The sequence below is a fragment of the Phenylobacterium sp. genome, from assembly GCF_041691455.1.
GTDB lineage: Bacteria > Pseudomonadota > Alphaproteobacteria > Caulobacterales > Caulobacteraceae > Phenylobacterium.
In genome coordinates, this window is record NZ_JBEPUO010000007.1 from 113,497 (window position 1) to 138,460 (window position 24,964).

Genomic DNA, 24,964 nt, shown 5'->3' on the forward strand with positions numbered 1-24,964 from the left:
CATGTATGAACTGACCAAGCAATTCCGCTTCGATGCGGCCCACACCCTCCTCCGCGACGTCGAAGCGGACGGGAGCCGGCGCATTCATGGGCATTCCTATCGCGCCGAGGTGACCCTGCGTGGGGCGCCCGACCCGGCCAGCGGCATGATCATCGATACGCGGATCCTGGCCGACAAGCTGGAAGAGACCCGCTGCGCCTTGGACCATCGCTTCCTGGACGAGATCAACGATCTCGGTCCCGGCACGATGGAAAACCTCTGCAGCTTCATCTGGCGCCGCCTCGAGCCCGACATTCCCAGCCTGCACAGCGTCACCGTCCTGAGGGATTCCACCGCCGATCGCGTCACCTACTACGGTGAGAGCCCGGCGTGAGCGGCGCCCTAGTGCTGTTCTCCGGCGGCCAGGACTCCGCGACCTGCCTGGCCTGGGCCCTGACCCGCTTCGAGCGGGTCGAGACCATCGGCTTCGACTACCGCCAGCGGCATCGCGCGGAACTCACCGCTCGCAGCGAATTCCGGGCCGACCTGGCCCGCGCGTTTCCGGACTGGGGCGTCAAGCTGGGCGACGACCACATGCTGGACCTGGGCGTCCTCGCCGAGGTCAGCGATACGGCCCTGACCCGGGACATGGCGATCGCCACCGCCGCCTCCGGCCTGCCCAACACCTTCGTGCCCGGCCGCAACCTGCTGTTCCTGACCTTCGCCGGCGCCGTCGCCTACCGCCGCGACCTCAAGCACATCGTCACCGGCGTCTGCGAGACCGACTACTCGGGCTATCCGGACTGCCGGGACGACACCATCAAGGCCCTGCAGGTCGCCCTTAACCTCGGCATGGAGCGGCGCTTCGTCCTCGAGACCCCGCTCATGTGGATCGACAAGGCTGCCACCTGGGAGATGGCCCGCCAACTCGGCGGCCTGCGCCTCGTGGACCTGGTCCGCGACCGGACGCTCACCTGCTACGAGGGCGACACCACCCACGAGCACGCCTGGGGCCGCGGTTGCGGCGTCTGCCCGGCCTGCGATCTTCGCGCGAAAGGCTATGTCGCCTGGCGGCGTATGGAGTCGGTTCAGGCCTGAACGGCGGCTAGGGCGGTTTCCGCCCATTCCTCCACGGCTCGGACGATACTGCTCGCCCCTTTGCCCGCCGCATAGACCAGGGGCCGCTCGCCCCGCTTGCCCTTGAGAAATTCCGTGGCCGCGTGTTTAGCGGACGCCCAGACCACGACCACCAGGTCCGATCGCGACGCCATGGCCGCCAGCGCCGCGCTGCCGCCGCGGTCGTGATTGAGATCGACGCTGACGTTGGGCGCCGCCCGGGTCAGCAGAGCCTGAGCCTGCCGGGCGGCCGGCTCCGTGAGGGTATAGATTCCGACCGTCTTGCCGCCGAGTACCTGGGCGATGGCGGTAACGTCGGGAGCGGCCTGGGCGCCGCTCTCCGCGACCAGCCCCGCATCTTCGGCCAGTGCCGCCAGGGCCACGCGCTGGCCGTCCGAGAGGCGTGCGGCTAGGCCTTGCAGCACGGAGACGACATTGACGGTGAAGTTCTGGAGGCGCGCCGCATCGACGGGCGACACCGCGCGCGCCGTATCGACGACGTCCAGCACGTCGTAGGCGGACGCCCGGCTTACCGCCTCGACGCACACGGTTTCGGCGGCGTCGAGCGCATCGCGATAGTCGGCCGAACTCAGGCCGCTGCGCAGAGCGCCGTCCAGAAGCGCCGAGGTGGAGCGCAACAAGGCGTCGCCGCGGCGCGCCGCGAACGCCATCCGCACCAGCAGCGCGAGATAGACGGATCGATAGGCCTCGCGCGGCCATTGCGGATCGCCCTGAGCCCACTGCACGAGGAAGGGCATGGCCTCCCCCAGGCGCTCTTCGGCGAGCCCCTCCGGAATGTTAGCGATCTGGTCGGCCAGCCGGAAAGCCGCCGCCGGATCCGCAGCCCCCGCCGGCAGACGCCAGGCCGTCGCACCCAGCCGCGCACTTTCGAGCGCATCGAAGGTCTCGTCTCCGAGCCGCGTCAGCCAGGCCGCCCAGTCCTGCGGCGGCGCGATGTCGCCCGCCCTGGCACGCACTTCCTCCCATAGAGCCCGGAACATCGGGCGTTCGAGGAGACGGCCCTGCGCCGGCAGGTCCAGGGCGCGCATGGCGTCCTGGAGGGCGGCATCGGCATCGGGGTCGCCCTCCGCCGGGCTGCTGGCCACCACGAGAAAGGCGGTCTGTGCACGTTGTAGCGGGTCCTGCGGCGCCGGCGCAGCGTCCGGCGCCCTCGCGGGCGCAACGTCGGCCTGAACGGCGGCCGGGGCCTCCGGGGCCGGCGCGGCGTTCGAAACCAGGACGCGCAGCCGTTCCACCGCGTCGGCGGCCGGGTTCGGCGCACGGGCCAGCAGCGACGCCACGAACGGAAAGGCCTCGTCGTCGGCGAGCTCGTCGGGGGTCCGCTCCCGCCCGTCTTCCGGATCGAAAGCGGCGCACCAGTAGATGGCTTCCAGCAACACCTCGGCCGTGGCGGGCGAAGGTCCCGAGAGCGCCAGGCTCTCGAAGCGGTCGTGCCAGCGGATCGCCGTCCAGTCCCCGGCGACTGCGAGGATCTGCATCTCCAGTTGGGTGAGGTTGATGGCGTCCAGGCGGAGTTCCGACCTCAGCCGCCCGTGAATGCGCCAGGCGTCCGCTACGTCGCCGCCGTTCAGGGCGTCCTGCAGTCCCCCCAGGAGCCGCGACGTGGGTTCCGGACGCGACAAGGTGAGGACGGGGGCCGTCGCCAGAAGGGTCTGCAGCCGGCTCAGCGCCCGGATGACCGCCAGATCGGACTGAGGCTCCAGCCCCGGGCGGAGTCGGGCGACCGCGCTGGCGCCGCTCGCGAAAAGGATCTGCGCGAGCGGGTCGGCCGTGGGAACGCTCAACGGAACGCCGTGGAAATCCGTCAGGGTCGGACCGGAGAAAGCCAGCAACAGCGGCTGCAGCTTGCGCCACTCGGACGGAGAGCCCGCGACGGCATAGACGCAGAAGCCGCCATCGGCCTGGCGCGCCGGCAGCAGGCCGCCGGGGAAGCTCTCCTGGCTAAGCGTGGCCGCCAGGTCGCCGGCGCCGGCGGGCAGCGCGGCCCAGTCCGCCGCCGCGCCGAAAGCCGCAAGATCCAGGGTCAGCGCCACGTGAGGTGACTCCCCCAGCGTTCGGTCAGGGCCAGCCGCCGCATCGCCGCCGCCTGCGGGTCGGCCCGCAGGAGCACGTGCTCGTCGCTCGTGGTGAGGCCGCTGAGCGTGAAGTTCATCGAACCGCCGAACACATAGTCCTCGCCGACCAGGGTCTTCTCGTGCGCGTCCGGCGAAATCGCCAGACCGAGCCGCCCGTCGGCGCGGGCCTGCGCCTCGCGCAGCGTCCGGAGGAAATAAGCGTTGTGGTCGACCTCGCGCACGACGACCGCCACCCGTGCGCCGCGTTGGGCGACGGCTTCGAGCATCTGGGTCAGCCGGATGGAGCCGGCGGGCCAGTCGGGCCGCACCGCGCTGAACGCCCGGGCGCCGTTGTCGACGATCTCCACGTCGCTGATCCAGGCCGAGAGCACCCAGAGCTCTGCGCTGGGCCGGAGAAGCTCCGTCAGAAAGAGGGTTTGCAGGGCGTCGCGGATGGCTCGGCTCTGCCAGGGGCCCGTGAAGTCGCGGCTCGTCATCAGATCTGTTCCCGCAAGACGAGCGTCGCGACGATCTGGGTCTCGTCCTTGGCGATCCGTTCGAGGACCGGGAACAACTGCAGGTGTCCCACGTGGATGGGCCGCACCAGGGTTGCGACCAGCGCCTCGCCCAGCCGATCGCGACGGGCCAAGGGCGCGCTGAGCCGCCCGACGCCCTCCTGTGCGAGCGTGGCGGCGAGGCGCTCCCACCAGTCGTCGTCGGTCACCGGAATGGCGGCGCCCCCGCCCTCGAGCAGCAGCGCCCGGACCAGCGCCGGGTCGGCCGGCAGGTCGCCGCGGAACGGATTCCAGTTGGACAGGGCCTGACGATGCAGGGCCAGCGTCCGCGGCCAGAGCAGGGCGCCGAAGGCGAGCGCCCGGTCGCCCGGCGGCGCCGCGGCCTCGAAGACGCCGGCCGCCAGCGCCAGATCGGCGGCGGTTTGATCTGCGGTCGCCAGCACCGCCGCCTCGCGGGGATCCAGTTCGACGCCAAGCCGCGCTTCCGTCTCTTCCCAGAAGGCCAAGAGACGTCGGACGAGATCGTCGTGACGCGGCCCGATGCCGGGGGTCAGCATCCGGGCGCTCAAGGTCACCACGAAGGCGCGGGTCGTTTCCACGCCGTGGCGATCGAGTTCCAGCAGAAGGTCGGCGCGCGCCGCCGCCCGGGCCACATGGCCCAACTCGGCCCGGACGCGGGCGATCGCCTCCGCCACGGCCGGCTCCCGGGCCGCGAGCCCATAGGTCCTGGCCAGCGCCCCGGAGGCGACCTCGAGGTCGCTGGGTTCGAGCGCCGCCTCGATGCCCCGGTACAGAGCGCGGGGTTCGCCGGCGAAGCGATCGGCGATGGACTGCAGGACGCCGGCGCCGCCCAAGGTGGTTTCGGTAAGCCAGAGCGTCGCCCGGCGCGGATCGGCCGGGTCGGTTTCCAGATCGGCCAGGATCGCATCGGCGGCTGCCTGGCGCGGCGTTGCGGCGACCGCCGCCGTCAGCAAACCCTCCGCGAGCGTGCCCACCAGGGTGACGCGCAGATAGCGCGCCCGCTCCGGCCCCGCAGCGTCCAGGGCGGCGAGCAGGTTGGCGTGCAACCGGGCGCGCACGCTGCCGTCCCGGAGCGCTTCTTGCAGCCGCCCCTTCAGGCGTTCGAGCCGGTCCCGCAGCGGGCGCGTTGGGCCCGCATGGTCGGGCGCCGGGTCGTCGTCGTCGTCCTCCGCACCGAGAACGTCGGCCCGCTGAACGCCGAGCAGGATGTTCATGACGTCGTCGTAGTCCGCGAGCGAGCCGGCCTGATCCACGGCGTCGGCGGCGCGCTGTAGCGTCTCGCCCCGGTCGAGCGCGCGCCTCGCGCAACACAGCAGATGGACCTGCCGCAGCCAGGTCTTCAGGAAGCCGTTGGTCTCGCGCGGGAACTGCCGGTCCTCCGCCGTCAGCCACCGATGCAGCGACGTGTGGAGCGTGCGTTGCAGGTGCGGTTCGAGCGGCGCCTCGGCCAGCGCCTCGGCCGGCGGAAGCCGAAGCCGCAAGGCCAGGCCGTCGGTCTCGAAATCGAAGCCCACCGCCGCCAGGGCGCCATCGCCGTCCCGGAAGGTGATGTCGACGATCTGGTCGACGCCGCCCGGACGGCGCAGTTCGGCGCGGGCCTCGCTGGCGAAGCGGCTGACGCCGACGCTCGCCCGAAAGCGGTGCAGGTAGATGTCGGCGCCTTCGACGAAGCCCTGCCATGCGGTCCGGGCCGGCGGCGCGACCTGCACCGGTTCCCCGTGCGGCTGGAAGGCGCTGGACCACGAGAGGCGCGAATTGGAAGTGACGCCGACGACGCCGCGCGTCGCCTTGTCCAGCCGCAGGCGCCAGGGCCGGAACACCTGCGCCTCGATCCAGCCTCCGGCGCCCTCGCCGCGATGGGGGCCCAGAGGTTCGGAGGTCTCCGCGTAGGCGGCGACGTCCAGATCCCACTGGGTGATCCCCGCGGGGACCGGCGACCAGTGGGCCAGACCCCCGTAGGCGTCGCCGAACCGGCGTGTGACCCGCCCCGGCGCCAACTGCGCCAGTCCCTGCTGCAGCGCCAGGGTCTCGGTGACATCGGGATCGCCCTGCCGGTCGCCCGCGTGGACGATCTCGAGTTCGGGAAGGTTGAGGTCGGCGAACAGAGCGCTTGGCGCGAAGTCCGGCAGGGGGTGGTCGCGGATCCAGAGATCGTCCCGGGCCGCGCCGTTCGGCCAGGCCAGTCGCCAGTTGCGGTACATCCGCCGGCTCAGCGTCGGGATCACCTCCAGAAGCAGGGAGCGGGGCGGTTCCCACAGCAGGCTGGCCACCGCGGTGTCGTCCAGGCGCAGCGACGCCTTCAGATGGTCGGCGAGCGAGCGGCGCAGAGGACCGTCGGCGCGCAGCACCTCCGACAGCAGGCGCGCGATGTGATCGCGCCAGGCGGCATCGTCCCAGGCCGGGCGGCTGGGCTGCGCCACAGTCTGCCAGGCGCTGCTGGTCGGTGTGCCGGGCGGGCGCGGCTGATCGGCAATCCAGTCCAGCAAGGCGAACGCGGCCTGCATGCGCAGCACATATTCGTTGCGGATCGGCAGGGACTGGGGCGGCAAGGTCGGTTCGAAAAGGTGCTCGGCCGCCTGGAACAACTGCCGGTCCCGGCCGTAGTCGGACAGGACCGTCAGCGTCAGCGGCCGCATCCGGCGGTCCCGCCCGGCGCGGCCGCGGCGCTGCAGGAAGGACGCGAAGTCCCGCGGCGCCTTGTGCTGCAGAACCGCGCCGACGCGACGGTCGTTGAAACCGACCTCCAGAGCCGATGTAGCGACGATGATATTGGCGGCGGCGTCGACGCCGGGGTCACGGGAGGTGGTGCGCGCGACGGTCAAGCGGTCGGACAGCGCGCGCCCTATCACTTCGGGTAGTCTCCAGCGCTGGCCGTCCGCATCGCGGGCCCGGCGATCGGCATCGGTTTCCACGAGGCCGGGGGGCGCCTGACCGCGCATGGCCGCGAGCGGCAGACGCGCCGGATCGGGGTTGCCGAAGCGATCGAAGGCTTCCGCGTCCCGCAGGTCGTCGAACAGGCGATGCGTCACGTCCAGGTCGTCGGTGAAGGCGAACATCCGTTCGCCGAAGCGGAACTGCGACGGTCCGCCGGGCGGATCGAGAATGCGGCCGGCGAGCATGGCGGTCTGAATGGACGTCGAGAGCAGCGAGGTCCCGGCGGCGGGATCGCCCCGCAGCGCGATCTGATACTCGCGGCCCTCCTCGACATATTCGTCGTCTTGCGGCGTCACCTCCGCGACCGCGCCGGGCGGCAGGCCCGTCAGTTCGGCGAAGAAAGTCGCAGCGTCCTGCAGGGTGGCCGAAAGTCCGACCCAGGCGATGGGACCGCCCGCCAGCCGCCGCCACCGCCGCAAGGTCAGGGCCGCCTGGGCCCCGGCGACGCCGGTGTAGGTGTGCGCCTCGTCCAGCAGCAGGAACTCTGGCCGTCGGTTCGCAGCGGTCCGCACGCCGAACAGTCCGCGGCGGCGCTGGTCCGACAGGGACCGGTTGAGCATCTCGGTCGTCGTGAACAGCAGGTCGGGCGGCTCGCGGCGCAGGCGGTCGCGCGTCAGGACGAGCACCTCCGGGTCCGTGACCGACCCGCAGGACCGCGCGCATTGCAGGCGCTCGACGCCCTGAGCGATGTCTTCCGAACTCCACACCATGTCCCCGCCGCATCCGCAGCGCAGGTAGGGACAGACATAGGCCGTGCGCCGTCGCCGCCAGACCCGGGCGACCGCTTCCTCCCGGCCGGCGGTGGGCGTGTCGCCATAGAACGCGCCGAGCCGGATCGGCCGGCGGCCGGCCGCGGCCAGGGTGTCCACCAGGGCCACGGCGTTGCCGTAGGCCTCGCTCAGTTGATCCTTCAGCAACTCGTTGCGCGGATAGATGGCGATGGCTTTGGTCCAGAAGTCTCCCGTACGGACCCGTTCGGCGAGGCGCGTGAACACCGGCAGATAGAAGGCCAGGGTCTTGCCCGACCCGGTGCCGGCGCCGACGATCACCCCGACGTCCTGGCCCGGCGTCGGGAGCAGGCGATCCGCCGCCCGCAACTGAAAGGCCGCCAGCGCACCCGGGGCGATCGCCCGCCACACCGCCCGCTGAAGCGCTGTCAGATCCGCGGCGTCGGCTGCGGCGCCAGAGTCCTGGTCCCATCGCGGATAACGCCGCGCCCGCACGTCGAGACGGTAGTCGGCGACCAGCGGCGGCGCGCCGCGCCAGGATTCGCCGGCGAACGTCTGCCGCATCCGGGCCAGCAACCGAACCGTCTCGCCAAACCGGCTTCGGTAGCGGGGACCCCGCCCCGGGACGTCGAACTCCACGACGAGCGCGGCTTCGACCAGCGCTTCGAGACCGTCCTCGGCCTCTCCGGGGAAATGCGCTTCGGCGATCTCCAACGCTTCGTCGCGTCCCAGCGAAGCGCTGACGTCGCCCCACCGCAGCGAAAGCAGTTCGACGTCCTCGATCGCGTTCAGCAAGGCATCGTGCGCGGCGCCGAGAGCGGCCATCAGCGGGTCCGGATTCCGAACGCGCCGCCGAGCCCGTTCGCCGTGAGCCACGTCTGCACCGGCTCGTCCAGCCGCGCCAGATCTGCGCCGCCGTCGCTGCTGGCGTCGCGCAGGAACCGCGCCACGGACGGCGGCAGGCTCTCGGCGTCGAGCGTTCGCCAAGCGGTGGCGCAAGCCTCCGCAAGGTCGTCTAGCGTCTTGAAGATGGCCGGATCGATGGGAAGTTGGTCCGCCAGCGCGAGGGCGTCCCGCCTCAGTCGACGCACCCGTTCCACGCGGGCCTGGAGCGCCGAGATCTGCGACAGGTGCTGCAGAAGATCTTCCCCGACGCTCGGGACTTTGCTGCGGACATGGGCCGACCAGGCCGCCGCCGACGCGGCTTCGACGGCCGCCGACAGGAGGTTGAGGGGGCCGATCGTTTTCGGAGACAGTTCGTTTGACGCCGCTGCGGCCGGATCGCTCGCGAGATCGGCCTTGAACGTCCTGAGGTAGAACGCAATGCCACCGGCCGACTTCGTGTCGAGGGCGACGGTCAGGCCTTCCGAGACGAGCAGGGTCCGGCGACCGAGTGCCAGCCGCAGCTTGGCGAGCGCCGCCTCCAACTGACCGGTCCGGGTCTCGACGGCCTGAACCTGGTGGGCGGAACTGCGCAGGGCGCCGAGTTCCGTGGTGTCCGATACGAAGCTGGCGGACCGCTCGAGCAGGCTCACGCTTCGGTCTCCAGCGGCTCGAGTTCGCTCACGAGATCGTCGACCACCTGGCTCAGGCGGCCGATCTTTTCGCTGATCTGATCGACGCCGGCGTCCGTCCGTTTCTGGGCGATCTCCGTCTCGGCCGCGTCGAGGAACGCGGTCCAGGCCGTCACCAGCCTGGACGCCGCCTCGACGGCCTCCCGACGCCCGCGGGCATAAGTGGGCAGTTCGGCCTCCGGCGGATCGGCGGTGGCCACCACGCGGGCCGAGCGCACCGCGGCGTCGAACTGAACCTGCGCGAGCTCGGCGCAACTGCGCTCCAGCGCCGGAGCCGGCGCATGGACGCCCTCGGCGATGGCCGCCGCCGCCGCGGCTCTCGCGGCCTGCAGAATGTCCTGACGGCCGGTTTCGGGGCCGAACGCCGCATCGATCTCCGCAAGCCACGCCACCCGCGCGTCGCGCTCCGCCGCAAGGGCGGGCGGCAGGTCTCTCAGGACCAGAGCGTAGAGGTCGCCGATCTCCGCATAGAGATCCGGCAGCGGAGCGGGCGTCCGGGACAGGGCCCACTTCTGCCGGCGCAGTCGACGCGCCGCGTCGCGAACCGGCCGCGGATCGATCGGACGGCCCTGGCGTCCGCCCTTGGAGGCGGAGACGTGCGCCCTGAGCAGGGATTGCAGGTTCGCGCGCTTCGTCCGGAGGCGCGTGTAGACCGCGCTCAACTTGCCATCGGCGAACGGACTCTCGTCGGGCATCGGCCGGAAGATCGCCTCGATCATCTTTTCGTCGGTGATCGGTCCCGTCGCCAGACCCCCGGCCAGGGCGGACCCGACCAACAACAGGTCTACGGCGCCGGCGACCGGATCCCAGGTCTTCGGATTTCCGGCCAGGCCCTTGAGTTGACGGGAAACTTCATTTGCGCAGGCCGTCGCCAGCTCGCTGAGCGCCGCCAGGCCTTCCAGCCCGAAGGCCTGGTTCCAATCGCCCGTCTTCTGGTGTTTCAGCAGCACCTCGAGCGCCAGGGCCGTGGCGGTGAAGCCGGCGGCGTCCCTCCGGAGCGGCAGCTCGAGCCGGATGGCGCCGCCGACGCCCCCGGTGGTGGCCTGGTTGGCGAACTGGATGCTCTGGTTCCGGAACGGTCGATTGCCGGTGCTCGCGGTCGCGCTGGCGAAGGTGGTCGGCAGCAGTCCCAGTTCGTCCCAGTCGATGGAGCGCTCGATCAACGGGAACAGCCCGTTGCGCAGCGTCTGGGCGAGACTCTGATCGAGACGTCCGCCATCGATCCAGGCTCCGAGCTGCACGGCCACGGGATCGCGAGCCGCGACTTTCGGACCGGCGCTGGAAGACGTCCCGTCATCCGATGCAGCGGCTTCCGCCGACGAAATGTCGTCTTCGATCGGTTCGGGTCCGGATTCGGCGAACCCGCTGAGCGGCGGGAGGCCAAACGCCTGCAGCGCCGGATCCGCCGCACCGTTCAACCGGCCGGCGTTCCAGAGTTGGTAGAAGGCCAGATACTGATCGAAGCGAGGGCCGGCTTTTTCCTGCAGGCGTCCGCGCTCGAAGCTGAGGATGTCCGCGCCCCCCAACTGGTTGAGCAGGGCGAGAGACGGAAAGCTTCCCGTCTTGAGATTGGCCGCCTCTTCCATCAGGACCGGTTTCAGGACGCGGCGCTGGAAACGCCGCGGGTTGAACCGCTCGCCATCGTCGGCCCCCGCCCGACGCGCGAAATCCGGCAGGGCGGCGGCGGTGAACGGATAGAGCCCCATACCCTCGCGGCTGGCGCCGAACGCGGCGAAGCAGTCCGGCCGCCATTCGCAGCCCTCGCAAGCATTGGGAAGCTCGCGGGCCGACAGCCCGAAGGCTTGGTCCAGGCCGGTCTTGCCGACCCGGACGGCGTTGAGGTAGCGGGCCGTGAACGCCGCGAGATCCGGACGCGGAGGGGCGTCCTCCAGATCGACGATGGCGTCCATGCGCGTGCGCACGGTGTCGGGCAGGTCGCGGAAGCGGCCGCTGGTGCAGGCCAGCGCCCACCGCACATTGCAGAGATTCTCGCCGCCCTGGACCAGCAGGGCCGACAGCATCGCCAGGTCGTAGCCCTGCAAGCGCGCGAACTCTTCGAACAGAATGACCAGTTCGCGGCCTTCCGCCTTCAGGCGGGTGCGGATCCGGCCCATGAGCTCGCCGAGCAGGTCGCCGGAAAAGTTGAGCGCCCGCGCGATCGCGCGGTTGAGGTTGCGGTTGATCACCGTCAGCACCGAGGGGATCGTCCGGTCGGCGTCGTAAAGATAGATCTCGATCGCGTCGCGCGCCGGCTTCGAGCACTTTAGCAGATCGAGGCCGCTGAGCGGCAGGCTGTCCTTGTCGAACAGGATCTGCTCGTCCAGCCGCTTGCCCTCGCGCGCGGAAAACAGGCGATCCACCAGCTGGGACACGACCTCGCCGTCGGCCAGAAACTTGGTCGGCCGCAGATGCGGATCGCGGAGGAGATCGGGGAGCGCGGCAAGGAGCACCTGCTCCAGTTCCGGGTCCATCCCCGGCTGCGGCTGCGGCGTATCCTCTTCGATAGCCTGCGCCAGGCTGTCGAGCAGGACGGATTTCTGGGCCTCCGGGGTCGCGAGCGTGGTGCCCGCCCGCTGCAGATCCTCCAGGTAACGGGCGCGCTCTTCGGGCGGCAGGCGCTGGATCAGCTTTTCGAGGACCGCGCGGAGATTGGTCTCCAGTCGCCGGATGGCCAGCACCTCGAAGCCCGACCGCAGTTCGACCAGCTGGCGCATGCGGTGAATGACATGCGACTTGCCGGCGCCGGACGGGCCGAGCACCGCCAGCTGATAGTGTCCGCGAACCGGATCGAGGAACTGCTCGACCAGCTGCTCCGTGGACATCTCCCGGGCCGGCCCGGCATAGGGGTCGGTGACCCGCAGGGGCGTGGCGGTGTCCACCGCCCAGAACACCGGATCGGGAACGAAGTCCGCGTCGATATTGATGACGTCCGTGACGCGCTCGGGATCCCAGCAGACGACCTGTTTCATGCGGCCAGCCCCGGCCGCGCGACATGGCTCACCCGGCCGGCGTCCAGCAGACCTGGTACGAAGACCACCTCGGCGTCGTTGAGCATGTCGAAGGTCAGGACGCCCCGCTGTTTGGCGCGCTGCAGGGCCAGGGCCAGGGCCGGAGACGCCGCCCGGTCGGCGGATTCCAGACCGATCCGGTCCGCCACTTCGCGTCGTACGGCCCCGCCGTCGAACACAGGGCAGACCTTCGCCAGGTCGCTCATGAACTTCCCGAGCGTGGCCTCGGCCCCCGGCGCCAGGACGCGATCAAGGCGCGCGAGCAGCGCCGCCGTCGGATCGGGCACGACGATCTCGTCCTTCAGGTTGAAGCGGGTGACGAACCCCAGGGTCCGGGCCCAGTAGACGGCCTGCTGAAAGCGGCTGTCGTTCGACATTCCGTAAGTGTCGCTCTGCCCGAGCTGACGGAAGATCCGGGTGGTGGCGCCCGAGCCGCCCCACGGCAGGGCCTCCAGCGGATCCTGGCACAGGAACCAGGCGATGGCCCCCGCCATCCATCCCGACGAAGGGCCGGCGCTATCGACCTGATCGACCATCCGGGAGGCGGCCACGTCCAGGAACGTCAGGCCCGGCTGGCGCACGGCTTCGGCCAGCCGCACCCGGTCCTCCTGCGCCTCGAATACGCCGAGATCCACACCGAGCCCGAGGCAGTCGCCCAAGGCGTTGTCTTCCCCGGGTTCGTCGCCCCGCGCCAGGGACGGCGGTCCCACCAGGGCCGCAAGCTTCTCGCGCTCCTCGCCCGGCTCTCCGGCCTCCGCCAGGATATCGAACAGGATCGTCATCCGGTGAGGGGTCGCGCCGACGGCGGTGATGGCCTTCATGTGCCCAGCCTCTCCAGCAATGCGTCCAAGGAGATCACCCGGCCGTTGTAGCGCTCCAGCAGGGCTTCGCCAGGCCGGTCCGGATCCGGAAAATCCTCCGGCAGCAGGACGACGCGGGCATCGCGCCGTGGTTCCCCGAGCCGAACGGACCCGCCGGGCGCCACAAGCAGCACTTCGGCGCCCCGGGGAAGCCTCGACGTGGCGCGGCTCGCCGCAACGCTCGTGAAGATCGGCAAGGTCTCCAGGGCCTCAAGCGCCCGCGAGAACAGAGGCTGGGGCTCGCCGGGCATGCGGAGCATGCGCACGCCGCCGCCCCAGATCTCCGCCAGGGCCGAGGCCGCGCGGCGAAGGCTGTAGCCGCCGGACGCGCCCGGCGCATAGGTCACCACGAGTTCGCCGTCCTCGATCAGGTCGGCCAGCGGCGGCCAGCAGGGCGGCGCGTCCCAGGGGGACGCCGGTTCCCGCCGCAGGGGATCGGGACGCGCGGCGTGGGGGTCGACCCGGCAGAGACGACAGGAACTGCAGCCGGCGAGAAGGCGATCGGCGCCATAGAGCGACTCGAGCAGCGCCGAGGGGCAGATGTTCCCGCGCAGGTGTTGCAGCATCAGGTTCAGGTTGCGGGTTCGGGCCGCGGCGATCGCCGCGCGCACCGGCTCCACGAACCGCGTCCAGATCTCGGCCTTCAGGTGTCCCGGCTCGAGCACCTCGATCGTCTCGTAGACCCCCGGTTCGTCTGGGCCGGAGGCCACGTCGCCGACCAGCCGCACCAGGCCGGCGCGGCTCATCAGGGTCAGGATGCGCGCATTCCACTGCAGACTGCGTTCGCCCACCAGATCGATATCGGCCTCGTCCGGGCCCGGCGCGACGTCGAGGCGGACCCGCACGCGCTGGCCGCCCAGATGGCGGCTGTCGGGGTGATGGAACATCGCGCTCCAGCGCTGCAGACCGCGCACGACGGTGATCACCCGCTCGCGGTTGAGCCCACGGGCGACCCGCACGTCCGCCACGGTCGGGGCGATCAACGATAGGCACGCCCCGCCGTCCCGGCCGCCCCGGCCGACCTCCTGATAGAACCGGTCGAAGGTCTCGGGCACACAGGCGTGGATCACGCTGCGGACGTGCGGATAGTCGATCCCCAGGCCGAACGCCGAGGTGGCCACGACCAGGTCCAGTTCACCGCCGCGCCAGGCCGCCAGGGTCTTTTCGCGTTCGGCGTCGGGCGATTTTCCGTGAAAGGCGGCGCACCGGCGGAAGCCCATTTCGCGGATCCGGGCCGCCCACCGCACGGCGTCCGCGACCTTGGTGACATAGAGCACGGCCGGCCGCGGCGCATGCAGCAGGGCCGCCTCCACCGTCGCCTCCCGGGTGGGCTCGTCGGCGACGGGCGCGACGTAGTAGGCCGGCTCGGGGCGCGTCTGCGCCGCCGACAGCAGGCGCAACCGGTCGGGGGCCGCGAACAGGGTTTCGAGCGTGTCCAGGGTCTCGGGCGTCAGCGTCGCCGACAGCAGGATGGTGCGCAGCGCGAGGTCCGGGGGCGCCGCCGCCATCAGTTCGTGGCGCAGCCCCGACAGGCTCTGGAATTCCGGCCGGAAGCCGGTGCCCCAGGCGTCGACCAGGTGCGCTTCGTCCAGCACCAGTGCTTTCAGCCGGCCCGCCTGGGCGAGATCCACCAGGTCCGATCGCAGGCTGCCGCAGGCCGCCTCCGGCGCCGCAAAGACCAGGCCCGACTTCAGGACGGTCAGCCGCTCCCGGATCGCGGCCCGCCGGGCGGCGTCCTGTCCGACGTAGGCCAGGATCTCATCCGGATCGCGGCGACAGGCGTTCTCGTGGTCGTAGCCGAGCGCCACCGTGGGCACCACGACCAAGGTCACGCCCTCGCCGCCCGAGGTGCGGCCTGACGCGAAGCCCACCCGGTCGATGGCGCGGAAGACCAGGCTCTTGCCTTCGCCGGTGGGCAGATCGATCGCCAGGGCGCCGCCGGCGGGCGTCAGCAAGGCGGCGCGCACCGCCGCCCGTTGGCCGACCGAACGATAGCGCGCGTAGCCGAGCGGCCGAACGAAGGGATCGGGCGACGGACCCTGGTCTGCCGCCCCAAACCGTCGGCGGGCCGCCGCGGCCGCGACGGCGTCTGGCTCGGGCTCCGGGTCGGCGAGCCAGGGCGGCCGCCAGGGGGCCGCCCAGAGATGCGACCCGTCGGGAGACTCCAGGCCGGCCGCGCGCAGGGACGCCGGGTCGAGGATCCGGACAGTCGGACGCCGGCATCGCGCAGGCCGCTCCAGGGGACTTCGGCTGGTTTCCAGCAGCAGCAGCTGGCGCAGGAGGACGGCGAGATCCAGAGCGCTGGCCGACGGGTCCGCGAGCGCCTGACGCAGACGTTCGCCCGCAGGATCCGCGACGGTGAAATCGTCGAGACCCCGCTCGCCGACCAGGGCCGCGCGGAGCGCTGCGAACGCCGGGCCGTCGCTGACGACCGTCATCGGCGCGCAGCCTGCGGAATGTGGCCCGCGGCGACGATGGCCCCGACGCAGTCCAGCCGGGCGGCGGGTCGGGCGATCGCGTCAGCCACCATGGCGTCGAGCTCGGCCTCCCGCGCCAGCGTCGGCGACGGCCGGATCTGGCGGCGCACGCTCCGGCGCGCCGCGCGGCGGTCCAGTTCGGCGCTCGCCATCCCGCGCCCCTTCTGCGTCCAGGCTTCATAGTCGGGCGAAGCCACGAGGCGCGCCAGAGCCACGTCGCGCGCCGCGAAACACAGGCTCGCGAAGGCCTTGGGCTGCAGGACGCGCGCGAGCCAGTCTGGGCGGCTGCCGAGGTTGAAGTCGCGCCCACCCTCCTCCAGGGCCTCCGGCGCAAACGGCCGCTCCAGGATCTTCAGCCAGGCCGGGTCGTCGATGGTCTCCAGGTCCGGGCCGATATGCTGGGTCAGGGTCCAGGTGGGCATCAGCGACTGGGCGAACCGCTCCAGCGCCTCCACCGACTCGCCGCCTTCCAGTCGGGCCGCGTCGATGCGGCCCGGACCCACCACCCAGCAAAGGCGGAAAGCCAGCCGCTCTTCGCCCCATCCGCCGCCGCCCGGCTCGAAGCGCCAAGTGGCGAACGCCGATCCACGGTCGTCCCAGTCGAGGAGCTGCTGCAGCGGCTCGGTCAGAGCCGATCCCGGACGGATCAACCGGACGTCCTTGCGCGCGACGGCGACGCGACGCTTCCAGGTGAGCGGAACCTGCAGCGCCGGCGCAAAGCGCCGGCCCCACGGCGGGTCCGGCAACTGGGTGTCGGGCGCCCAGGCCAGCGTGAAGGCGTCGGCATCCAGCGCCCGCACCTTCAACTGCAGCATGCCGCGAACCAGACCGTCGACGTCGCGGCCAAGGGCGGACTCGTCCACTTCCGCCGCCTCGATCGACTCCACCAGGCTGCGCGCCGAGTCGCGCGACATCGCCAGCTGATCCAGGGCGTATTGCTCGTCGAGCGCGGTACGCTGGGCGCTGAGCTGCGCCCTGAGGCCGGGCTCGAATTCGGCAAGCGCCTCCGGACCCTGAAGCAGCCGCTCTTCGATCTCCGCATCGATCGCGGCGAGCGCAAACTGAATGTCGCTGGTCGGCTTGTCGAAGATTTCGAATCCGGTCCGCAGGAGCTGCAGCCAGGCCGTCCACAGCGTGTCGTCGTCCAAGGCGGGCGTCAGGACGATATGCCGGATCGGACCCTTGGTTCGACCAAAGCGATCGAGGCGCCCGATCCGCTGTTCGAGCCGCCCCACGGCGAAGGGCAGGTCGGCGTGCAGGATGGCGTCCGCGAAATGCAGATTCAGCCCCTCCTCTCCCGCTTCGCTCAGCACCGCGAGCGCCGGCCCGGGATGCCCTTCGAAAGCCTGCGCCAGATCGGCCTGGCCAGCGGCGGCGAAGACGGCGGTGTCCGCCGTCGCGCCCGCACACTCGGCGACTGCCGCGGCCATGTCGGCCTCCGAGCAGAAGACGACGAGTTTTGGCGCCGACGCGCCCGCGGACCGCAGGAACCGCAACTGGCGCGTCGCGATCTCGGCGACGAGGGGCGCCCGGCGCACAACGCGATCCGGGCCGAGGCTTTCGGCCATGGCGCGCACGAGGTCGGCCTCGCCGGCGAAGAACTCGGTGGGCTCCGATGGAAGGTCCCGACCCGTCGTCACGGCCTCCAGCAAGGCCACGTGTCGCCGTTGCAGACGCTTCGCCGCCTCGGGTTTCGCCTCTTGCGCCAGCAAGGCCGCTGTCCGCCAGTCTTCCAGAGCCGCCAGAGCGCCGGCCAGCCCCGGGTCGTCGTCCTCTTCCTCGCGGACCGGCGCCGGACCCCTTGGCTGAAACTCCCATCCTTCGAGATCCGAGCGGCGGGCGCGGATGATCCTGTGATGGATGCGATAGGTGTCGGCGATATGATCGCGCAGTCTGTCCGTCACGCCCGCGCGGGTTTCAGGGTCTTCGCTCTGGAGAAACCGCGCCGTGAGATCCTGGACGATCGGATCCTCCGGGAAAGTCGACCGGGCTGCGGACATACGCTGCTTAAGGACGAAGGGACTGGCGTCCGCGCGCAACCCCAACAGGAGGCGACCATAGGTCTGCGCTTCGGCCACGTGCGTTCGAAAGTCCACGAGCGGCTCGTCGCCCCAGCGGTCGCGATCCAGAAGCTTGAGGAGCCCCAGCAGCGTCGCCTCATGGCCGATGGGCGGAGTCGCCGACAGCAGCAGCAATTTCTCCGCCACCGCCGAGAGGCGCAGCAAGGGCGCGGGCAGCACGTCCCCGCCCGCGAGCCGGTGCGCCTCGTCCACCACAAGGATCGTGGCTGGGCTCAGGCCGTCCGAGAGATCCGAATGCGGCCGGACCCGGGTGCGGTCCGCGCCAAGTCCGGAGAGCCCAAACCTTTCCTCCAGTTCGTGGGTCCATTGCCCCGTCAAGGTCTCGGGCGCCAGCACCAACGCGGTGGCGGACGGATCGTCGAGGAGCGTCTGGCGAACCACGGCCCCGGCTTCGATCGTCTTGCCGAGCCCGACCTCGTCGGCGAGCAGGTAACGCTGCAGGGGATCGTGCAGAATGCGCCGAACGGCATCGGCCTGGTGCGGCACCAACTCCACGGAGGCCGACACCAAGCCGGTAAGGCCCTGCGCCGCTGCCCGAAGATTGGTCAGGGCGCGTCGCGCCGGCCAGCGCGCGTCCGCCCAGCGTTGGGTCTCCGCCGCGCCGAAGGCCAGCACCTCCGCCGGGTCCCCGTCGTTGCTAAAGCAGCGGACGCGGAGCGCCGATTCCGGGATGTCGCTGACGTCCTGGTTCGGCGCCCGGACCTCGTAGGTCACCGCTCCGCCGTCCTCGAGCAGGAAATCGCGAACTCGTCCCATGCGCCAGCGATCGTCGCTGCGGCGGAAGTAAACTCGGGTCTGGCGGGGCAGATAGGTGCGCCTCACCGTCTGGAGTGGCAGCCGGACGCGTTCCTGCCGCGTCGTCGAGTGAAAGAACTCCACGTCCGCATGCTGATCGTCACGTCCCAGAAGCAGGCCGACGCCCCTAGGGTCGTCGACCTCCACAAAGTATGGCTGTTGCAAACTGACCAGCCCCCCGACCGAAGCATGGACGTGAACCGCCATGTTCGGCAACCGCGAGTTGCTGGTCGGACGTGGGTGATCGCGACGAGACGTAGGCCTTAGCCCGCCGCCGTTGGCCACCGGCCGCGTCGCGACCGCCGCAACCGGCGCCCGATTGCAATCTAGTCCGGAGATTCGGCGGATGGCTCCACGGGAAGGCTCGCAAGCTCAGCGATCTGCTGGAACTCACTCAGATATTCCGGTCGATGCTGGGCCAACCACTTCACCACCGAGGCGCTGGCGAGAAGCTTGGTGACATAGGCCTTGGCGACCGTCAGGTGGAGATTGTCGAGGCCGTAGGTCTCCTCCACAGACTTGATCTGCACTTGAAGGCCGGCGAGTTCCCGCTCCAGCCGTGCCACCTGCTCACGGGTGACAGCGCTCGTGTCGGCGGTTTTTCGGCTGCGCTTTCCGGCCGCCAGTTGCCCGTCTGGCGTGGCCGCCAGCAAGGCCATGGCGAAGGGACGTCCGAAGTTGTTGTGGCCCAGCATGAGTTCGGCGGCTTCGCGCTGGCGGAGCGGCCCCATTTTTCGCAAAACATCGAACACCGCGAATGAACAGGGCGCGTCCCGTAGCAGCTCCGCCACATCGTCGCTGATCCCGTCCATCAACCGGGCGCGACGCTGGATGGCGCTGACATTGATCCCCAGAGCCTCGGCCAGCCGTTCCTCCGGAACGCCGCGTTCGATCGCCCGAACGATCATTCTGTGCTCTTGCGGCGGCGACAGCCGATTGACGCGCTTATTGTAGGTGAAGGCCTCGTCGTCGGTGGACACGAGGCAGTCGACGGAACTCATCCCGAGGTCGCGCAGCGCCTCCACGCGCAGATGCCCGTCGACGATGAAGTAGGTCCCGGGGTTGGCGGTGTCGGGGGTCACCACCGGTGGCTCCACCAAGCCCACCGCGCGGATCGAGGTGACAATCTGCCGGTATTTGGCGCTGAGCTTGATGTCATCCTGCAGGGGCTTGAGCGGCAGCAAAGCGTCGAGATCCACCTGGATGCTCCTCGCCTCGAAGCCCCAGGCCACCCGCGATGGCGGCTCGGTCATCAACCGCGCTCGCCGGCCAGCCGCGCATCCAACGCGCGCGGCATGGTGTCGAGCTGTTCGGATCGCAGCAGGTTGGCAAAGGTCCGATCTTGGCGGAGTTCTTTGAGCGCTTGGACGATGAACAGCAGGCGGCTTTGGACAAAGTCCGCCTTCTTAGCGATCAGCCTCTGCCGGTCCGCCTCCTTGCGAAAAATCTGCACCAACTGCTCGGCGGTCGGCCGCTGCCGAACGGTGGAGCGTCCAAACCGCTGAGGTCCCACGCCGCCGCGCCGCTGACGGCGCTCCAACAGACGACGCACCGTCTCCACGTTGCGGCCCTTGATGCGTCCGTCGGCATAGGCGTCGGCGAGGGCCTGCTGGATGCCGCCATCATCACTGCGCGCGATGGTCACCGCCAAGGTCAGAGGAATCAGCCCGCTTTCCACGGCGCCGATCAGTCGTTCCTCGCCCTTCTCAAGCAGACCAACGATCAGGCTGACCCAAGACGCAGTGACCCCGATCTTCTGGGCGACCTCGGCGTCGGAATAGCCGCGCTTTCGAAGCGCGCCCACCTCGCGCATCAGATCGATACCGCGATGCTGCGGCCGGGCGACGTTTTCCACCAGACTGCGGACCAAGCAGTCCTCCTCCGCCAGATCCACGACGATGGCGGGGATCCTCGTCTCTCCCAGCGCCTGAAAGGCCTCGAGCCGGCCCTGCCCGCAGATTAGGTCGAAGCGATCCTCGCCGTCTGCGCCACGCCGGCGGCTCACGGTGATCGGCCGCTTCAGCCCCACGGCCTCGATGTTGTCGATGATCTCGCGATGGACCCGCCGGCCGCGGCCGCGAGGGTTCAGCACGGTGATGCGGTCGATCGGCACCACCTCGATCTGGATGTCCGACTCCGACATCAGGCGGCCTGCGTGAACGGCACGCGCATCGACAGGGCGAACAGTTCTTCCAAGTCATCGAACCGGTAGGCGTCGATTGAGAGGCCGTTATCCTCCGCCAGACGAAGTCGACCTGCAGCCAAGTCGAGGCTTGGAAACAGGAAGTAGTCCATGGGCGTGTCGTTGCCGCCGGCCATCCGCACCGCGACCGTCACGTCCGGCGCTAGGCCGGTGTCGAACCCGAACCGCCATCGGTAGCCGCCAGAGCCGGTCTCCTGACACCGCGCGATGGCGATCGAGAGGCTCAATTCGCCGTTGACCCGCATCAGGCCGTCGGGGCCCAAGCCGACGTCCCCGCCGACCCGTTCGATGCCGGCGCGCACGTTGGCAAGAACCTGGGGATGCAGGTCACGAAGCCGGCGGTTGATATCCAGGTAGCGGTAGTCGCGGGCCGGCCGATAGCCCACCAGTTGGTAGGCGCGCAGCAAACTGCCGAACCGGCTGCGGTAGGCGCTGCTGGAGGGCATGCCGGGCCGCTCGTCGATCACCAGGCCTGAGATCGCCCGTCGCTCGGCGACCAGCAGTCGGAGACGATCGAGCAAGTCCTCGTCGCTAAGCCGCTGCGAGCGGGCGAGGATGATCTCGCGAGCCTTGTGAAAAGCGTCCTGCGAGACGATGCCATCGAAGGCGCCCTCCGCCCGAATCCAACTCTCTACCGGATTGCGGACCCGCCGCTGCTTCAGCTTGAAGGACACTCGATTGTAGACGTTGTTGCCGATGTATTTCTCATTGGTCAGCACCTGGTGGACCACCGAGCGGGTCCAGGATCGTTCGCGATCGGTGACCAAGCCTTCGCGGTTCAATTGCTGCGCGATGGCCCCTTCGGTCATCCCGGTCGACAGGAACAGCTTGTAGATGCGTCGGACCAAGGCCTGCTCTTCCGGCGGCCCTGGCACGAGGATCACTCGGTCGGTCTGTAGGCTCTTGTGCTCGCCACGTCGAAGTTCGCCCTTGGGGTCGCCCCGTTCGTCCACCAGCAGGCGCCGCAGGCCGATGCCAGCCGGACCGCCCTGCCGATAGCCGAGCTCGATGAGGCGGCATTGACCGGCGAAGACCTTCGATGAGAGTTCGCGACTGTACTCCCCGGCCATCGCCCGCTTGACGCTCTTGACGATGGTGGAGACGGGCGTCCCGTCGTTCTCGAAGGGCTCCGCGCAGTAGATGACCTTCACGCCGCCCTTGCGGCAGAGGTACTCATAGTAAGCGCTTTCGTCGGCGTCCTGGAAGCGCCCCCAGCGCGAGACGTCATAGACCAGCAGCGCTTGGAAGGCGGTTTGACCGGCCTCGATCTCGTCAATCAACTGCCGCAGTGACTCCCGGCCTTCGATGTTCAACCCGCTGCGGCCTTCGTCGGCGAAGGTGCGGACGATCTCCATGTGATGCCGGGCAGCATAGTCGGCGATGGCGTCAGCCTGGTTCTCGGTTGAATAGCGCTGGTGATCCGTCGACATCCGCACGTACTGCGCCGCCTTCGTGAACGGTGTTTGCGCCTCAGAAATTTCAACGGCGGGCACGGTTGCGCTCCTCTGCTCCTGCAATCCGACCGCGCGAGTTTCCAACATATTGTTTGAAGTCGCGCAAGCCCACGTCAGCTTGGATTCGCATCAATTTGGACGGAGGCCGCGGATCGAGCGGTGTGCGGGCGCGTCTACTCGGGCTCGCGCCGGCCAGCCGACACCGTCAGGCTGGCCGGACTATCGTCTTCAACGACCGCCCAGGGATGGCAACCAAACGCCACGCCAAGCCGACGGAGCCAATCGACCGTGAGTTGGCGCTTTCCCAACTCCAGATGGCTGATCTGCTGATTGGTGGTTCCCACGCGCACGGCCAGGTCGGCGAGGGTCATGCCGCGGGCTTCGCGTAATTCTCGAATGCGGTTGGACAGAGTGGGCCTTCGGGCGGCGGCGTGCGAGCAAATCAGTCGGGCGCCAAGTGTCTCAAACGTGACTCACCGTGACCAGCCCCGCGACACCGTGATCGAACCGCGAGCCAACACCCGAAAACGTCCGCCCGCGTGAGGGTGTCCCGCCGCGCCGTGCGTCCATTCGAGTAACCGCAGGCATCACGGACGGCTCATGACTCAAACACCTGTCTCCGCCGCCTTGGCCTTCCTCACGGAGGAAGAGGTCTCCAAACGATATCGCGGCGCCGTCAGCTCCGGCACCTTGCGCAATTGGCGGTCTAAGGGCGTGGGCCAGCCGCCTGCTTCCGGTGATTGGGCATGTGCGGCCAGACGGTCTGATCATCCTGCTGGCGGGCGAGCCGCCGCAATCCGAGCCGTCGGGCGTCATCGCCTTCCCCAACGATCCGCGGGAAGTCTGACGTGGTGGCGCGTGGATATTGCGGCTTGGGGTCCCATGACGCCGCCGTCGCGGCGTTCGATCGCCTGAAACCCTATGTGTAAGAACTCCTCGATCTCCAGGGCGAGTGCGAGCCCATGAAGGCCGACTATTCGGCGGTCGGCATCGCGCTCGATGGGCTGCAGACCGCCGCCTATCACTTCACCCGGCGGCGACATTTCTATCACGAATTGGAGTCCCAGCGCCCTCCCTACCGACCGGGCAACAATCGGCTCGGCGATCGCCAGGCGGCCATCGCGGCCTTCGAAGCGCTGACCCCTTACGCCAACGCGCTTGGGAAGATGCAGGGCGGTTGCCGGCCGTTCGGTCGAGATTACCTCGCCCTGACGATCGCCCAGCAGAGCCTGGGAACAGCGGCCTTCCATTTCACCCGCGTGGCCAGCTTCTACGGCGCCAAGTGCGATTCGGCCGGGCCGGTCCGGCCCGCCCAATGACCTGGAGAGCGGTTCAGACGCATGAGACCTCAACCCTTGGCGACCACCGCCGGTATCCCGGTTGCCGCCTGGTGGTGACTTGTGTCCTGTGCGGTTGGTCGAAGGGCTATCGTCCCGAGCGGGTGATTGATCGCCTGCGGGAATTGCGAGCCGGCGGCCACGCGACCCAACTGGCGCATATCGCGCGGCGCGTGGCCTGGCCCTGCCCTGGCTGCGGTCGGGTGAAGTGGCGGTCCGGCTTTGCCTGGCCGCCGGGCCTGGACAAACGCGAGGTCAAGCGGCTGGCCAGCCTCTTCCGGAACTGAGGTGGCTCAGGACCAACGGCGCGGTACATTCTGGCTATGCGCCTGCACAACGACTCAGAAGTGGCGATTCTGGCCCCGCCAACGGTCGAGGGTCGCGCCACCTATTCGGTGAAGGAGATCTTCCTCACCCTGCAAGGCGAAGGGGGCCAAACGGGGCGCGCCGCGGTCTTCTGCCGGTTCGCGGGCTGTAATCTGTGGTCCGGTCGCGAATCCGATCGCGCCAGAGCGATCTGCCAGTTCTGCGACACCGACTTCGTCGGCCTCGATGGTCCGGGCGGTGGACGCTTCGCTTCGGCGGACGGTCTTGCCGAGGCCGTCGCCGCAGCTTGGCAAGGCGAGGACCACCGGCTGGTGGTCTGCACGGGCGGTGAGCCGTTGCTGCAGCTCGACGCAGCGCTGATCGCCGCCCTCCACGCGCGCGGCTTCGCCATCGCGGTGGAAACCAACGGAACTGTGCCCGCACCCACTGGGATCGACTGGCTCTGCGTCAGCCCCAAGGCCGGATCCCGCCTGGTTCAGACCTCTGGCACGGAGTTGAAGCTTGTCTATCCGCAGGCGGGTTTCGATCCGCAGCAGTTTGAGCACCTTGCGTTCGAACGGTTCTACCTCCAGCCGATGGATGGTCCCGAGCGCGCCGCCAACACGCAGGCCGCCATCGCCTATTGTTTGACCCACCCGCGCTGGCGGCTGAGCGTCCAAACCCACAAGGACCTCGGCATTCCTTGAGTGCGGAGCGGCTGGCGGCGGGCAAGATTTCACGGCGCTTGTCACAGAATCGCAAAGGCGCCAGCCTCAAGGTGTCGGCGTGAGAGCGTCGGCAGGGGCGTGGAAACCCCTGTGTCCAGCTATGAGTCGGGTGCCGTGAAATAGGCGTCCGCGGACCGATGCCGCCTGGTTTCCTCCAGGCGCGCTAAGTCTTCTGCGCTAACTAGCGGGCTCCACAACACAGGAGTTTCCAACACCCGGCTCGCCAGCCGGCCGCCTCGGAGCCTTGAGGTGGTCGTTGGTGCGCGCAACCGAGTCAAACCTTCCCGACGACGCGCCCGCCGACGAGGCGTCGTCGAATGCTGAGGAAGTCTACCGGAGCCACGGAAGTTGGCTCTACCGCTTCTTCCGGCGCCGCTTCGGCCCGCAGGACGCCCAGGACCTGACCCAGGAAACCTTCGTCCGCGTCGTCGGCGCCAACATCGAAATCCGAGATCCCCGCGCCTTCCTCACGCGTGTGGCCTTAAACACGGTGCGCGATCAATCGCGACGGGCGGCGGTTCGCCCCATCCTGGTGTCGGACGAAACAAGCCTTCAAGACGCGGCGACGCCAGCGGACCTCGAACATCAGCTTCTCCTCGAACAAATTGTGCTGACTCTTCCCCCTCGCCTTAGGGAGGTGTTTTTCTTGAGCCGCTTCGTAGGGTTGACGTATGTTGAGATTGCGCATCGCTGTGGGATCTCGGTCAAAACCGTCGAAGCGAGGATGACCAAGGCGCTGGCGATCTGCACGGCCCTGATGGACTAGGCGGGCA

Annotated in this window: 17 protein-coding genes; 5 read left to right on the top strand and 12 right to left on the bottom strand. The window is 69.4% G+C overall.

What is annotated here, in order from left to right:
- Position 1 precedes the first annotated feature (1 nt).
- Both ACESMY_RS11995 and queC read left to right on the top strand, forming a co-directional pair.
- The gene (locus tag ACESMY_RS11995) at positions 2-373 is read left to right on the top strand and encodes a 6-pyruvoyl tetrahydropterin synthase family protein (RefSeq protein WP_372784820.1); all 372 of its coding nucleotides are present in this window, start codon (positions 2-4) and stop codon (positions 371-373) included.
- On the top strand, positions 370-1,077 hold the full coding sequence (gene queC, locus ACESMY_RS12000) for a 7-cyano-7-deazaguanine synthase QueC (protein WP_372784821.1): 708 nt from the start codon (positions 370-372) through the stop codon (positions 1,075-1,077). Before ACESMY_RS11995 ends, queC begins: the two co-directional genes overlap by 4 nt.
- On the opposite strand, the gene dpdD is transcribed toward queC, so the two are convergent.
- From dpdD to ACESMY_RS12060, 12 genes are all read right to left on the bottom strand, one after another.
- Positions 1,068-3,149 (bottom strand): protein DpdD, encoded by a 2,082-nt coding sequence (dpdD, locus tag ACESMY_RS12005; protein WP_372784822.1) that lies wholly within the window; start codon positions 3,147-3,149, stop codon positions 1,068-1,070. The two genes, queC and dpdD, sit on opposite strands and share 10 nt — an antisense overlap.
- The gene (gene dpdK, locus ACESMY_RS12010; RefSeq protein WP_372784823.1) at positions 3,140-3,667 is read right to left on the bottom strand and encodes a phospholipase D-like domain-containing protein DpdK; all 528 of its coding nucleotides are present in this window, start codon (positions 3,665-3,667) and stop codon (positions 3,140-3,142) included. Before dpdK ends, dpdD begins: the two co-directional genes overlap by 10 nt.
- Complete coding sequence (gene dpdJ / locus ACESMY_RS12015; protein ID WP_372784824.1) at positions 3,667-8,193, bottom strand: protein DpdJ; 4,527 nt, start codon at positions 8,191-8,193, stop codon at positions 3,667-3,669. The genes dpdK and dpdJ overlap by 1 nt, the downstream gene beginning before the upstream one ends.
- Positions 8,193-8,903: a hypothetical protein gene (locus ACESMY_RS12020; RefSeq protein WP_372784825.1), complete on the bottom strand. Its 711-nt coding sequence runs from the start codon at positions 8,901-8,903 to the stop codon at positions 8,193-8,195. Before ACESMY_RS12020 ends, dpdJ begins: the two co-directional genes overlap by 1 nt.
- The gene (gene dpdH / locus ACESMY_RS12025) at positions 8,900-11,911 is read right to left on the bottom strand and encodes a protein DpdH (protein WP_372784826.1); all 3,012 of its coding nucleotides are present in this window, start codon (positions 11,909-11,911) and stop codon (positions 8,900-8,902) included. The genes ACESMY_RS12020 and dpdH overlap by 4 nt, the downstream gene beginning before the upstream one ends.
- A complete protein-coding gene (dpdG, locus tag ACESMY_RS12030) occupies positions 11,908-12,771 on the bottom strand; it encodes a protein DpdG (RefSeq protein WP_372784827.1) in 864 nt (287 codons plus the stop codon). The genes dpdH and dpdG overlap by 4 nt, the downstream gene beginning before the upstream one ends.
- Entirely contained in the window at positions 12,768-15,248 is a 2,481-nt protein-coding gene (dpdF, locus tag ACESMY_RS12035; protein WP_372784828.1) for a protein DpdF, read from the bottom strand. Before dpdF ends, dpdG begins: the two co-directional genes overlap by 4 nt.
- The gene (gene dpdE, locus ACESMY_RS12040) at positions 15,245-18,370 is read right to left on the bottom strand and encodes a protein DpdE (RefSeq protein ID WP_372784829.1); all 3,126 of its coding nucleotides are present in this window, start codon (positions 18,368-18,370) and stop codon (positions 15,245-15,247) included. The genes dpdF and dpdE overlap by 4 nt, the downstream gene beginning before the upstream one ends.
- A gap of 119 nt (positions 18,371-18,489) precedes the next feature.
- Complete coding sequence (locus tag ACESMY_RS12045; RefSeq protein ID WP_372784830.1) at positions 18,490-19,416, bottom strand: plasmid partitioning protein RepB C-terminal domain-containing protein; 927 nt, start codon at positions 19,414-19,416, stop codon at positions 18,490-18,492.
- Positions 19,416-20,306 (bottom strand): plasmid partitioning protein RepB C-terminal domain-containing protein, encoded by an 891-nt coding sequence (locus tag ACESMY_RS12050; protein WP_372784831.1) that lies wholly within the window; start codon positions 20,304-20,306, stop codon positions 19,416-19,418. Before ACESMY_RS12050 ends, ACESMY_RS12045 begins: the two co-directional genes overlap by 1 nt.
- Positions 20,306-21,907, bottom strand: a complete 1,602-nt coding sequence (locus ACESMY_RS12055; protein WP_372784832.1) for a recombinase family protein — start codon at positions 21,905-21,907, stop codon at positions 20,306-20,308. The genes ACESMY_RS12050 and ACESMY_RS12055 overlap by 1 nt, the downstream gene beginning before the upstream one ends.
- Before the next feature lie 86 nt (positions 21,908-21,993).
- Positions 21,994-22,266: a helix-turn-helix domain-containing protein gene (locus ACESMY_RS12060; protein ID WP_372784846.1), complete on the bottom strand. Its 273-nt coding sequence runs from the start codon at positions 22,264-22,266 to the stop codon at positions 21,994-21,996.
- A gap of 516 nt (positions 22,267-22,782) precedes the next feature.
- On the opposite strand from ACESMY_RS12060, the gene ACESMY_RS12065 reads away from it, so the two are divergent.
- From ACESMY_RS12065 to ACESMY_RS12075, 3 genes are all read left to right on the top strand, one after another.
- Positions 22,783-23,139, top strand: a complete 357-nt coding sequence (locus ACESMY_RS12065; protein WP_372784833.1) for a hypothetical protein — start codon at positions 22,783-22,785, stop codon at positions 23,137-23,139.
- A 341-nt stretch (positions 23,140-23,480) separates the two neighbouring features.
- A complete protein-coding gene (gene queE, locus ACESMY_RS12070; protein WP_372784834.1) occupies positions 23,481-24,170 on the top strand; it encodes a 7-carboxy-7-deazaguanine synthase in 690 nt (229 codons plus the stop codon).
- Between the two features lie 280 nt (positions 24,171-24,450).
- Positions 24,451-24,957: an RNA polymerase sigma factor gene (locus ACESMY_RS12075; RefSeq protein WP_372784835.1), complete on the top strand. Its 507-nt coding sequence runs from the start codon at positions 24,451-24,453 to the stop codon at positions 24,955-24,957.
- Positions 24,958-24,964 lie beyond the last annotated feature (7 nt).

Coding starts and splice junctions, on each gene's coding strand:
- dpdF (WP_372784828.1), bottom strand. CDS start 15,248: ATGACGGTCGTCAGCGACGGCCCGGCGTTCGCAGCGCTCCGCGCGGCC.
- ACESMY_RS12065 (WP_372784833.1), top strand. CDS start 22,783: ATGAAGGCCGACTATTCGGCGGTCGGCATCGCGCTCGATGGGCTGCAG.
- ACESMY_RS11995 (WP_372784820.1), top strand. CDS start 2: ATGTATGAACTGACCAAGCAATTCCGCTTCGATGCGGCCCACACCCTC.
- dpdE (WP_372784829.1), bottom strand. CDS start 18,370: ATGGCGGTTCACGTCCATGCTTCGGTCGGGGGGCTGGTCAGTTTGCAA.
- dpdH (WP_372784826.1), bottom strand. CDS start 11,911: ATGAAACAGGTCGTCTGCTGGGATCCCGAGCGCGTCACGGACGTCATC.
- queE (WP_372784834.1), top strand. CDS start 23,481: ATGCGCCTGCACAACGACTCAGAAGTGGCGATTCTGGCCCCGCCAACG.
- dpdG (WP_372784827.1), bottom strand. CDS start 12,771: ATGAAGGCCATCACCGCCGTCGGCGCGACCCCTCACCGGATGACGATC.
- ACESMY_RS12045 (WP_372784830.1), bottom strand. CDS start 19,416: ATGACCGAGCCGCCATCGCGGGTGGCCTGGGGCTTCGAGGCGAGGAGC.
- ACESMY_RS12050 (WP_372784831.1), bottom strand. CDS start 20,306: ATGTCGGAGTCGGACATCCAGATCGAGGTGGTGCCGATCGACCGCATC.
- dpdK (WP_372784823.1), bottom strand. CDS start 3,667: ATGACGAGCCGCGACTTCACGGGCCCCTGGCAGAGCCGAGCCATCCGC.
- dpdJ (WP_372784824.1), bottom strand. CDS start 8,193: ATGGCCGCTCTCGGCGCCGCGCACGATGCCTTGCTGAACGCGATCGAG.
- ACESMY_RS12055 (WP_372784832.1), bottom strand. CDS start 21,907: ATGTTGGAAACTCGCGCGGTCGGATTGCAGGAGCAGAGGAGCGCAACC.